The following is a 12,615-nucleotide window of genomic DNA, read 5'->3' as shown; positions in this document are numbered from 1 at the left end:
TAATTAAATATATTTAACATCTGGATTTGTTTGTGGTAATACTAAATTTAAAATAATACCAACTAAAGTTGCTAAAGCAACACCACCAAGAGCGAATGTTAAGTTATCGTTTAATGGGAAGGAAATCATACCACCACCGATACCAATAACCATAATTACACTACTTATTGTTAAGTTTCTCTTATCTTGATAGTCAACACCACTTTCAACTAAAGTTCTTAGACCACTAGAAGCGATAATTCCAAATAGTAACATTGAAATACCACCAAGAACAGGAGTTGGGATAGTTTGAATTAAAGCACCAAATTTACCAAAGAATGATAATAAAGTTGCTAATACTGCAGCTCCTCCAATAACCCATACACTGTAAACTTTTGTAATTGCTAAAACTCCGATATTTTCACCATATGTTGTATTAGGTGGACCACCCCACATTGATGCCCAAGCAGTTGCAATACCATCACCAAGGATAGTTCTATGTAGACCAGGTTTTTCATAGAAGTTTTCACCAACAACGTTACTTAAAACAAGGATGTCTCCTAAGTGTTCACAAAGTGTAGCAAAAGATACAATTATAAAAGATAAGATTGCAATTATATTAAATTTAGGAAATGCGAATGTAGGTAAACTAAGCCATGCTGCTTGTTTTACAGTTGAATAATCAATTATATGATATGCAGGGAAGAATGAACCCATAATTAGTGTAAATATATATCCACTGAAAAGACCAATAAGAATTGGAATTAAAGCCCAGAATCTTTTGAAGAATATATTAGCAATGATTGTTATTGTTAATGTAACAAGAGCAATTGAAAGATAAACCATGCTATAATTTCCACTTGCATCATTCATAGCCATATCCATTGCAGTAGGTGCCAAATTTAGACCAATAACAATAATAACAGAACCAATTACTACTGGAGGTAAAGCTTTATCAAGCCATTTGTGACCAGCTACTTTGATTATTGCTGCTACAATTGCGTAGAAGATACCTGCACAAAAAGCACCCCCCAAAGCATAAGGTAAACCGTAAGTTGCAGATACCAAAGTAATTGGAGGGATAAAAGCGAATGAACTACCTAAAAATGCAGGAACTTTTGCTTTTGTTAATAAAATGTAGATTAGTGTACCTGTTCCAGCACTAAAAAGAGCTGCACTTGGACTAAGACCGGTAAGAATTGGAACTAAAATGGTAGCACCAAACATAGCAAATACATGTTGAATACTTAAGAATACCCATTCTTGCACAGGGGGTTTTTCACTAGGGCCATAAACGGCACCATTATTCATAAATTTACCTGACATAAAAACTCCTAAAGAAAGATTGTGATTTTTATGACTTTATGATAAGTCATTATACAATATCAAAAATACCAAACAAAAGGGAACCCCCTATTAAAAAAGAATAGGGGGAATTTTAATATTTCTTCAACAGAGTGCAACAAATGTGAAGAAAAAAGATAAAAAAGGAGATTATTTGTTTTTGAAAAGTGGTATAAATGCCCCAATAATTAAGACTATTGGAAATAAAAGAATAGTTAACAATAATAAAATGATTAGGAGTTTTTTATTATTAAATATATGATTTAGTGGTTTTTTAAATAAATAAGTATTTTCCATAATTGGGGCTCTCCTTGTTTATGTACACAGTATAGCCCACATACAAGGACATATAATGTCCCTGTATATTTTATTTATAATAAATTTTTCATCTTATTTATCTCGTCTTTCCAAAGAGTAATTAGTTTTTCGGGATATATGGGTCTTGCTAAAGCTCCAAATGACAATATTTTTGATAAAATTTCTTGATATGAGGAAAAGGGTAATGTTAATAAAAGAGTATCTTTTTTATATTCAATCTTTTGATCTTTGTGCCAAGTTTGTGTTTTTACAATATGTGCAGCAGTATCTTTAAATTCTATCGTTGCCGTATAACTAATTGTATTCATAAATATACCAAATCCAGAAGAAATATATTTTTGTAATTCATCATCATCTTCAGTATATATATATGCTTTAATTAATTCTTTTGGTCTTTTCATCCTAGATAAGTGGAAATTTCTTAATTCTTTTTTATTTAGATCGAAGGCTATTAAATACCATGCTTTACCATCATTTACAAGTCTTAGAGGTTGTACTTCTCTATTTGATACATTGTTAGTCAGAGAGGTATATTCGAAAGTTAAGCAATAATTGTTTTTCATAGAAAATGATACGGCAGAAAATATTTTTTGATCAGGTAAATCTATAATTGGAGAAAGAAATAAGATTTTTTTAGATAAATTTCTAGCTGACTCATCTAATGTATTATTAATACCTTCCGCAATCAGAGAAGAGGATAAAGGCTGTAGTCCATTAGCATGGCTAAAGTTATCAAAAATAGCCTTAAATATTAATGTTTTGTCATCATTAATATTTGTAAGAGAAAATTTGTTTTCATATTTATATTTTTTATCTTGATAATCATAAACAATTGGAGCAAGGAAACGATCTCTCATATATTCAATATCACGTTTAACCTGTCTAGAGCTTATTTCGAATCTATCTGATATATTTTTTAAAGTTAAGGTTTTATTTTGTGATAAGTTTTTATCAATGTATATAATTCTTTCTGTTTGACTCATACTTTAAATTATCATATAGAAAGATAATAATAAAGAAAATAATAATTAGGGCAAATAAAAATAGTCGCCAATAAATGACGACTATGAATTTTCAGTGTAATTAAATTATCTTATTTAAATTCACCAGGTTTGATTTCAGAACCATAAGTTGCTTTAGCATCAGAAATTTTCTTAATGAATGCATCCCATTTGTCAAAAATCATTTGAGGACAGAATTCATCCATCTTCTTGAAGTATTCTTTACTTCTTTCTAATTTAGCAATCCATTTGTCACAACGGAAAGTGAATTGGTAAGTATATTCTTCAAGAGTATAATCTAAGTCTAAATATTTTTTGAATAATACTTTTAGATCTTCATATAGTGGAATTTTACCAGTAGGAGTATCTAATGCTTCATATTCACCATGAATTCTACCTTCTGCCCAATGTAACCAAACTTTCTTAGCTAGTTTGTCAGTACAGAATTTTCCTTCTGGAGTTCTTAAGAAGTAGTTTGTTGAGAATACTTTAGGAACATTGTTGATATCTTTTACAAAGTTAATGTTATTTAAAGTATATTCTCCTAATGGGTATGATAAGAAGTCCATGTTAGCCATTGGACTAGGTTTTCTAACACCTTCAGCACCTAAAGTTGCACTAGTTGTTTCTGATTCAAGAGTACAAGCTTTTAATAAGATACCTTCTTCCCAAGAAGCTGATTCTTCAACAGGAACTGTTGTATCGCTATCACGACCACCGTAAAGAACACCTTCAACTTTAACACCTTTCTTATCTTCAAAACCAGCTTGGTCGAAGTTATCTAAGTAGTCAAGTCTCATTGTGTAACGAGCGTTACCGTGAGCACATTTGATTTCGTTTCCAGCAGCATCTTTTTTGCCTTCAAACCAATCTGCACCAGAGAAGTTGTCACCAGTTTTAGGAGTATCTAAACCTGAACCTAACCAATAAGGTTTATTGTCTGGTCCACGTAATACGTTAGAGAAGATAACTTCTTGGTTCTTTTGTAGGTTTTCGAAGATAACTGGGTCATCTTTTGCATTAACGTCTTTAATAATACCAAAGATACCTTGTTCTACGTTAACAGCTCTGAATTCACCATTAATGTTTCTGAAGTAAGCAATATCATCACCAACAATTTGTTCACCAGGAATCATAGCTGTAGATGTTTTACCACAAGCTGATGGGTAAGCACCTGTGAAGTATGTTTTACGACCTTTGTCTTCGTTTACACAAGCCATTACGAACATATGTTCACATAACCAACCTTCTTGTCCACCTTTGTTGATAGCAAGACGCATTGAGTGTTTTTTTAGACCAACAGTGTTACCAGCATATTGAGCATTCATTGAATAAACGATGTTGTTTTGAGTATCCATATAGATTCTTCTCTTATCAACATTCTTAGAACAATTTCTTTCATCTAATTCACCAGCTGAGTGGATGAATCTGAAGAAATCATCTTTTTCAGAATCTTTCATTTCTTTGAAGTGTTCGTAAGCAGGTCTATAAAGAATAGCTTCAGAGTGTGCAACATACCAAGAGTCTGTGAATTGTACACAAGGCATTGTGAATTCACTAAAAGCAGGACCTTCGCAGAAGAATTTAACAACTGCATCTTTTCCAGCCATGTTATCTTTTGCAATAGACATAATTTCTGCAAGACCTTCATCATAGTCAAGAGAGTTTAAGCTTTTCATTTTTTCTAGGTTTTCTTTGTATACTAGATAGCGTGTGTTAACTTTGTCACGTGCTTGGTCAGCTGGTCCATCCCAGTGGATTGTTTGTTTGTCATTTGCTAATACAAATTCTTCGCCTTTTGCTAAAGCTTGTTCTCTAATGTATTGTTCGTCTTCTTTGCTATCGTCACAAACATAGATACTTGCTGGGTTACAGTGTTCAGCAAACTGTCCAACGAAATTGAAAACTTTTTCATTTTCAAGTGCAGTTAGCTTCTTATAGCTAGCTTCATTCATTTTGCTCTTAAGTAAATCGGCATACTTAGAATTCATTTATTTCTCCTTTGGTGTATCTTAAAAAAGATACCCTAAAATCTATAATTACATTATTGTAATCATAATGTTTTTACTAATTACTAGATGATTTTCATCTAACATAATAATTCTATCTTTTAATAGAAAAAAAAATCAAGATAAACTATGTATCTGACCAAAAATCTTTATACAAAAATATTGTATTTCCTTATCTAATAATAAAAAATATAACTAAAAATATCAATACTTAAAAATTCCTTTTTATATTATAGTGAACTATTTTTATGATGAATTTGATATACTTTTATTAACAAAGAAGAAAAATTTGGAAAATAAAAATATATAACTTAAAAAAGATTTTGCACTAATTTGTTATTTTGACTAAAAAGTATAATAAATTTAATTTTTTATGTGATAAATATGAAGAAATGTATATTATTTTAGTGTAACATTAATTAAGTGTGAAAATTAAATAATTATATATAATATTGAAACTATAAGTTATAATTATTAAAAAAAGGGGATATTAGAAATTTAAAAAGGAATATTTATGTTAACAATAATGGTTGTTGAAGATGATACTAACACAAGAAAACTTATGAAAGCTGTACTTAAAAATAAAGGGTACAATGTTTTGGAAGCATCTGATGGTGAAGAAGCATTTGATATAATTGATAGAGAATATGTTGATCTAATATTATTGGATATAATGATGCCTAAAATGGATGGTATTTCTTTTGCAAAAAACCTTAGAGCTGTAAAATCTCAAATTCCTATTTTGATGGTAACAGCTAGAGGTGAACATGAATATATAAAAAAAGGTTTTTTATCTGGAATAGATGATTATATGATAAAACCTGTTGATGAAGAAGAAATGCTTTTAAGAATAAACGCCTTATTAAGAAGAGCTAAGATTGCCAAAGATAAGAAAATTATTATAAAGGATGCAGTTTTAGATTATGCTTCATTGACCGTTAGTGATGATAAGAATTCAATTTTATTGCCTCCGAAAGAATTTTATTTATTATTTAAATTATTAGCATATCCAGGACAAATATTTACAAAAAATCAATTGATGGATGAGATTTGGGGAAAAGAAAGTTATACAGATCCAATTACTGTTAATGTTCACATTAATAGACTTAGAAAGAAGTTTGCTGATTGGAATCAATTTGAAATAATAACAATTAGAGGGCTAGGTTATAAAGGAATTAAGCATGAGTAAAAAAGATAAAATATCTAAGAGCATGCTCTTTTATTTAATAATTAGTTCTATTTTAATTGTAATTGCTGTTCAATTAATAATAATAATTTTAACTTTTGTTTTCTTACATTACTTTTCAGTAGGTATTAGAGATACTTTTAAAACAGTTTATTATGTACACGGAACTTCTTTAATTTTAATAATATTTGTCTCAATTGTTTTTATGTGTGCTTTTGGATTTTCTTATTTAATTTTTAAATTACAAATGAAGCCCATAAATAAGATAAAAAATGGATTAATTAATTTAACTAAAGGAAAATTTAATACAAGATTATTAAACGAATCAAAAACACCAAGAGAGTTTGGTGAAATGATAGATTGTTTTAATATTCTAAGTGAAGATCTTCAAAAAAAAGAAATTTTCAGTAATGATTTTATACATAATTTTTCCCATGAGTTTAAAACCCCAATTGTATCAATAAGAGGTTTTGCAAAGATTTTAAGAGATGATAATACTTTAAGTGAAACTGAGAAATTTGATTATTTAAATATAATTGTAACAGAATCTCAAAGGTTGTCTAAACTTTCGGAGAATATTTTATTGTTAAATAAATTAGAAAATATATCTATTTTAAATGAAAGAGAAATGGTTAATTTGGCAGAATTAACACGACAATGTATTCTTATTCAAGAAAAAAATATTGAAGAGAAAGCTCTAGTATTAGATATAGATTTGCAAGAATTAAAAGTAGATTGTAATAGTCAATTTATAATGCAAGCAATTTTAAATATACTAGATAATGCAATTAAATTTGCTCCAAAGAAAAGCATTGTTAGTATTTATCTTAAAGATTATAAGCTTTCAGTTATTAATGATGGACATATAGATTCTAAAGCTTTAGATAAAATTTTTGAAAAGTTTTATCAAGTTGATACTAATCATTCATTAAAAGGGAATGGAATTGGCCTTTCCTTAGTTAAGAAAATCATGGAATTACATAAAGGAAATGTTAGTGTTGAAAATCAAGGAGAAAAAAAAGTAATTTTTTCTTTAATTTTTCCAAAAGTTTAATTTCAGTTTAATTTTATATTGCATCCTCCACTTAGAAAGTTAAAAATTGTGGAGGAAAACATGATTAATGAAATAGAATATATAGTAACAGGTGCAGCAGGCTTTTTAGGAAGTAATGTAGCTGAATCTTTATTAAAACAAGGTAAAAGTGTAAGAGCATTTGTATTAAAAGGCGATAAAGCTGCCGATGCTCTTTCAGACGGTATACAAATTTTTTATGGTGATTTAACAGATGATAATTCTTTAGAAGACATATTTACTGTTGAAAAAGGTAAAGAGATTGTTGTAATTCACTGTGCAAGTATTGTAACAAGATGATCACTATTCAAAACTTTTGTATGATGTAAATGTTAATGGAACAAAAAATATTGTAAAAAGATGTTTAAAACATAATGTAAAAAAACTAGTACATATTAGTTCCACAGGGGCAATTCCTGAATTGCCTAAGAAAAATGAAATTGTAGAAATTGATTCTTTCAATCCTAAAAAAGTTGTTGGGCATTATGGTAAATCAAAAGCTTTAGCAACTCAATATGTTATAAATGCAGTAAAAAATGATGGCTTAAATGCTTCAATTGTTTATCCATCAGGAATTTGTGGTCCTCATGATTATGCATTTGGTCCAGTTAGTAAATTTATTATGGAATTTGTATCTGGAGAAATGTCAGCAGGTATTGCAGGTTCTTTTAATGCAGTTGATGTTAGAGATTTAGCCGATGGCGTTATTGCTTGTGTTGATAAAGGCAGAAAAGGTGAAGGTTATATCATGGCGAATGAGAATGTAACAATTCGTCAAATGTTTGATTTAATCTCAAATGCTAGTGGCTGTAAGAATGTTAAAACTATTATACCAAAGGGTGTAGCAATGGCTATTGCTAGAGTTTTGAAAGTAATTACAAAAATAACTAAGAAACCAACAGCCTTAACTCCTTATGCAGTATATAATTTAAGTAGAAATAATAATTTCTCATATAAAAAAGCTCAATTTGAACTTGGCTATAAGGTTAGACCTTTTTCAGAAACTATCAATGATGAAATTGAATGGTTAAGTTCAATAAATAAAATCCCATCAAAAAAATCAACAGTTAAAAAGAGTGAAGTAGTATGAAAAATGTCTATGTAATTACTGGCGGAGGTAGTGGAATGGGCCTTGCTACAGCAAAATTATTTACTGATAAAGATGATATTATTATATTAACTGGGCGTACTGTAGAAAAATTAAAATTTGCTGTTAATGAGTTACAAGCTTTAGGAATTGCTTCTTGTGCATTTCCTTGTGATGTAAGTGATATTAATTCCGTTCGTGATTTGGCAAATCACGCTTCAAGCTTAGGTAGAATTGTTGCAGTTATTCATGCTGCTGGAGTTTCTCCACATATGGATAATGGAAAAAGAATTATGGAAATTAATGCTTTAGGAACAATAAATGTTGATGAAGTATTTCTACCAATTATGGAAAATAATTCTTGTATAATAAATGTCTCTTCAATGGCTGGATACTTTATGCCTAAAATTATAATTCCTAAAAAAGTATATAGATTGGCATTATCAAATAAGGATCAATTTTTCAAAAAAATGATGAAGAGAATTAAAATTTTCCCTAAAAAATTTAGAGCTGATGTTGCATATGGTTTATCAAAGAATTTTGTAATCTGGTATAGCGCTGCAATGGCTAGTGATTTTGGTGAAAACGGAATTAGAATTTTATCAGTATCCCCAGGAACTTTTGATACTCCTATGGGGGAAGTAGAAAAAGATGAAGCAATTACATATAGAAAATATTGTGCATTTAAGAGATCAGGTAAAAGTGAAGAAATAGCTAAATTGATTGAATTTTTAGTTAGACCTGATGCTGGATATTTAACAGGTGTTGATATTTTGATGGATGGTGGTTGTGTCGCAGGAAAGAAGAATAATATAGCTTAATTTTTGAAAACCTTAACCTTACATAAATAAATTTCGATTAAGCTTATTTATACATTTTACTATAGGTCCCTTGTCAGGATCTATAGTTTTTTTTATTTATATAAAATATAATAAAGTGTTGGTAAATAAGTTAAATAATTTATTAAAGGATAAAACATGATAGAATTGGCAATGCCTGCTGGATCAATGCAAAGTGCCTTAGTTGCTTTTAGAGATGGAGCTGATGCAATATATTTAGGTTTACAAAAATTTTCTGCTAGAAAAAAAGCTGTAAATTTTGATATTGAAGAATATTCAAAAATATATAGGTATGCAAAAACAAATAATAAGAAGGTTTATGTAACCATTAATACTGTTATTTATGATGCTCAAATTGATAGTGCTATAAAGTTGTTAAAACAAATTCAATTAATTGGAAGTGATGGTATAATCGTTCAAGATTTAGGTATTGCAAAAATTATTAAAGAATATTTTTTAACTCTTCCTTTGCATGGTAGTACCCAATTAGCTGTTCATTCAGTTCAAGGGGTAAAAGAAATGCAAGAGTTGGGATTTTCTAGAGTAGTTTTATCAAGAGAATTAAGTGTAAAAGAAATAGAAAATATTAGAAAAGAGTGTAGTGATGTTGAATTAAAAGTCTTTATTCATGGTGCATTATGTTATGGCTTTTCTGGTTTATGTATGGCTAGTAGAATTATCACAAATAGAAGTGCAAATGCAGGAGCTTGTGCTCAAATTTGTAGGACTTGGTTTTCCTATAATAATAAAAAAGGTTATTTCTTTTCTATGAAGGATTTAGATTCAAATAAAATAGTAAAAGAATTAGAAAGAATTGGTATTGATAGTCTAAAGGTCGAGGGCAGGATGAAGTCTCCTTCTTATGTTTCTGCTGTCACTAAATATTATAGAGCAATTATTGATAATAAACCTTATGAAGATTTATTAGAGGATGTTAAAACAACTTTTAGCAGAAATAGTTCTATGGGCTGGCTTAAAAGTTATAGTGAAGAAAAAACTAATTTAATAGATAATACATATGCTTCGCATAAAGGTCTTTACTGTGCAAAAGTAATAGAAAAAAAGGGCATACGAAATAATAATTATGCTTTGATTAAATTAAAAACATCATTAGCAATTCATGATGGATTAATGTTTCTAAATAAAAATAAAAGCGTTGATAATGCAATTAAATTTAGTGTTAAAGCTATGATAAATAAATCGGGTAAAGAAATTAAAAGAGCAAAACCTAATGATTTAATATACCTTTTATTATCAAAACAAGAAAATGAAATTCAAGTTGATGATGATCTCTTTTTAATAAAAAAGCATGATCAAGACGAAAAATTAATTAATACTGATAGATTACCTTTATCAAAGATTTATTCTGATGCTAAATTTATAGTTGATAATGATTCTATAAAAGTTGAAGCTGATTTAATTTTTATCGGTAAAATTGTAGCCGAGAAACAGCTTTTAATTGAAAAATCGGATAAAGCTTTTGATTATAAAAATAAAATTGAGAAAATTTTTAAGCAATCACAAAATAGTAATTATGAAATTAATTCTATTGATTTAGTCAATAATACTGAGTTTGATATAGATAATATATTTTTGCCATTATCAGCAATAAAAGAAATGAGAAGAGCTTTCTATAATATAGTAGATGAAAAAGTTGCTGCTTATATAGAAAAGCCAATTGACTTTAAAGAATATAATTTTGATGAAGCTATAAAAAAACTTCCAAATAGATCAGAAATTCAAATTGGTGAATTACCATTTTATGAAGAAGTTCCGACAAAAATAGAACAATTAATAAATTATGATGGCATTTATTATATTCCTTTACCTCCAGTGTTCTTTAATGAGAAAAAACAAATTTCAAACTTGCAAGAATTAGTAAAAGAATTAAGAAATAATAATTTGATTGATAAAGTTTATTTTGGTTTGAACAATATTGCACATATTAAATGGGTAGAAACATTAAATGTAAAAGTTTTTGTAGATATTTATTTATATTTAGCTAATAGATTTTCAGCCCAATCAATACTTGATTCAGATATAAATTTAGTTGGTGCTTATCTATTCTTAGAAACTGTAAAAGGGGATATTTCTCAGTGGCCTTTTATTCCTTCAAAAGTAAATCAAGATTTTGTTCCACCTTTATTTATCTCAAGGACAAATTTTTCATATGATAGCCTTAATAGTAAAAAAGAAGATGGCAATTATTATATTAGTCAGAGAGATAAAGAATATAAGGTAATCTCGAATAATGAATTAACTTATTTGATAAAAAGAAACTAGGAGGAATAACCCTCCTAGCACTTAGACATTTTTTATATTTTCTCTCTTTGATCTTTCAAGTAAATATCTCAAGGTATTCAATGAAAGACTCCTTAGATTAATATATTATTTTTTATTCTTCTAACAAACCGTATTCTCTTACAAAAGCTTCAGCGTTTTGGATTGAACCACCTGCAGCTCCCTTTACGATGTTGTTAACCATAAGAGCAAAACCAATTTTATTGCCCTTTTTGCGTAATCTACCAGTATAAACAACCATACCTCTAGGATTGCCCCAGAATGCATATTTTGGTTGTGGGAAAGTTTGTTCACTGCTAAATACTACAGGTTGAGCTGGAGTAGAAGGTAGATCAGTTACAACTTTGAAATCATCCCATGCTTTAATTATATCTTCTTCATTTACATCTTCATCGCATTCAATCCATACAGTTTCTAAGTGCCCGAACATGACAGGAACTCTAACTGTGAAAGCATAAACTTCAGGGTCAATTGAAAGAATCTTTTTAATTTCTTTTTCAATTTTTGCTTCTTCACCGTTGATAAAAGGAATACAGTTATCAGTAATATCTAATGAAGATAAACCTGGATAACCCGCACCACTAACACTTTGGTATGAATTAATATGAATTGTATTTATATTGAACTTTCTTAATGGAGCCAAAGCCATAGCAAGACCTGTAGTTACACAGTTTGCATTAGTTACACAGAAACCTGTGTTAGGATAACCTTGATCTCTAATTAAGTCTAATTGTTCTAAGTTAGTTTCAGGAATTAAAATTGGAACATTTGAATCATATCTCATTGCAGCTGCATTTGAGAATACATAGAAACCATGAGCTCTTAATTGAGGTTCTGCTTCTCTAGCAACTGTTGCTGGTAAAGCCGAAAAAACAATTTGAACATTAGCTTCTTTCATAGAATCAAAGTTAAATTCTTGCATTTTAATATCTTTAATTGAACTAGGCATTTCAAGAGGAAGAATCCAATGAGTTGTTTGTGAATAAGCTAATCCAACTCTAGAAGCGGAAGCAGTAGCATAAGCTACATTGAACCAAGGATGATCAGCAAGCATCCACATAAATACCTGACCTACAGCACCAGTTGCGCCAATTACAGCTACATTAATCTTTTTTTCCATGTCATTTCCTTATCGGGTATTACCCCTGTATTTTTATCGATTTTTTAATACATTATATTTTTTTAGTTAAAAAATCAATACATTTAAAAGAAAAATGTTAACAAATTTACAAAATGTTATTATATAAACATAAAAGTTTATTATATTAAACGCTAGAGATTAATTTTAAAAACAAAATTGCCTATTTAATAGGTAACTAACTAATATGTAAAATATAGTAAATCAACTGTTTTAAAGCAATAGAATAAAGGTATTTAGTTAATAATAAAAATTTATAGTTCTTTTTTTGTGAAAACATCAAATTAGAAAAATTAAAGTAATAATATTAACATTTTAGGATATTAAACAAAAAAAATACT

Annotated in this window: 9 protein-coding genes and 1 pseudogene; 6 read left to right on the top strand and 4 right to left on the bottom strand. The window is 28.8% G+C overall.

Annotated elements, in window-relative coordinates; genetic code table 11:
* Window positions 1–3: 3 nt before the first annotated feature.
* The 3 genes from ACZ5RS_RS01285 to ACZ5RS_RS01275 all read right to left on the bottom strand — a co-directional run bounded on the left by ACZ5RS_RS01285 (window position 4) and on the right by ACZ5RS_RS01275 (window position 4,633).
* Entirely contained in the window at window positions 4–1,305 is a 1,302-nt protein-coding gene (locus tag ACZ5RS_RS01285) for a solute carrier family 23 protein (protein WP_464637062.1), read from the bottom strand.
* A 389-nt stretch (window positions 1,306–1,694) separates the two neighbouring features.
* Window positions 1,695–2,624 carry a helix-turn-helix transcriptional regulator gene (locus tag ACZ5RS_RS01280; protein ID WP_464637061.1) on the bottom strand — a complete coding sequence of 310 codons (930 nt, stop codon included), beginning with the start codon at window positions 2,622–2,624 and terminating at the stop codon, window positions 1,695–1,697.
* A gap of 110 nt (window positions 2,625–2,734) precedes the next feature.
* Window positions 2,735–4,633 carry a phosphoenolpyruvate carboxykinase (GTP) gene (locus ACZ5RS_RS01275; RefSeq protein WP_464637060.1) on the bottom strand — a complete coding sequence of 633 codons (1,899 nt, stop codon included), beginning with the start codon at window positions 4,631–4,633 and terminating at the stop codon, window positions 2,735–2,737.
* Window positions 4,634–5,165: 532 nt separating this feature from the next.
* Between ACZ5RS_RS01275 and ACZ5RS_RS01270 the strand changes: the two genes are divergently transcribed.
* The 6 genes and pseudogenes from ACZ5RS_RS01270 to ACZ5RS_RS01245 all read left to right on the top strand — a co-directional run bounded on the left by ACZ5RS_RS01270 (window position 5,166) and on the right by ACZ5RS_RS01245 (window position 11,118).
* Window positions 5,166–5,840, top strand: a complete 675-nt coding sequence (locus ACZ5RS_RS01270; RefSeq protein WP_464637059.1) for a response regulator transcription factor — start codon at window positions 5,166–5,168, stop codon at window positions 5,838–5,840.
* The gene (locus ACZ5RS_RS01265; protein ID WP_464637058.1) at window positions 5,833–6,891 is read left to right on the top strand and encodes a sensor histidine kinase; all 1,059 of its coding nucleotides are present in this window, start codon (window positions 5,833–5,835) and stop codon (window positions 6,889–6,891) included. Before ACZ5RS_RS01270 ends, ACZ5RS_RS01265 begins: the two co-directional genes overlap by 8 nt.
* A 60-nt stretch (window positions 6,892–6,951) precedes the next feature.
* The gene (locus ACZ5RS_RS01260; protein ID WP_464637057.1) at window positions 6,952–7,209 is read left to right on the top strand and encodes an NAD-dependent epimerase/dehydratase family protein; all 258 of its coding nucleotides are present in this window, start codon (window positions 6,952–6,954) and stop codon (window positions 7,207–7,209) included.
* Window positions 7,210–7,222: 13 nt separating this feature from the next.
* Window positions 7,223–7,999, top strand: a pseudogene (locus tag ACZ5RS_RS01255) (NAD-dependent epimerase/dehydratase family protein); the annotation flags it as partial.
* Window positions 7,996–8,817, top strand: a complete 822-nt coding sequence (locus ACZ5RS_RS01250) for an SDR family NAD(P)-dependent oxidoreductase (RefSeq protein ID WP_464637056.1) — start codon at window positions 7,996–7,998, stop codon at window positions 8,815–8,817. The pseudogene ACZ5RS_RS01255 and the gene ACZ5RS_RS01250, both read left to right, overlap by 4 nt.
* Window positions 8,818–8,973: 156 nt before the next feature.
* The gene (locus tag ACZ5RS_RS01245) at window positions 8,974–11,118 is read left to right on the top strand and encodes a U32 family peptidase (protein ID WP_464637055.1); all 2,145 of its coding nucleotides are present in this window, start codon (window positions 8,974–8,976) and stop codon (window positions 11,116–11,118) included.
* A gap of 112 nt (window positions 11,119–11,230) precedes the next feature.
* On the opposite strand, the gene asd is transcribed toward ACZ5RS_RS01245, so the two are convergent.
* A complete protein-coding gene (asd, locus tag ACZ5RS_RS01240) occupies window positions 11,231–12,256 on the bottom strand; it encodes an aspartate-semialdehyde dehydrogenase (RefSeq protein ID WP_464637054.1) in 1,026 nt (341 codons plus the stop codon).
* Between the last annotated feature and the right edge of the window lie 359 nt (window positions 12,257–12,615).

It is taken from the genome of Pleomorphochaeta caudata, from assembly GCF_055395745.1.
The sequence above is the reverse complement of the archived record's forward strand: the minus strand, read 5'-3'. Positions and strand labels throughout refer to the sequence as shown.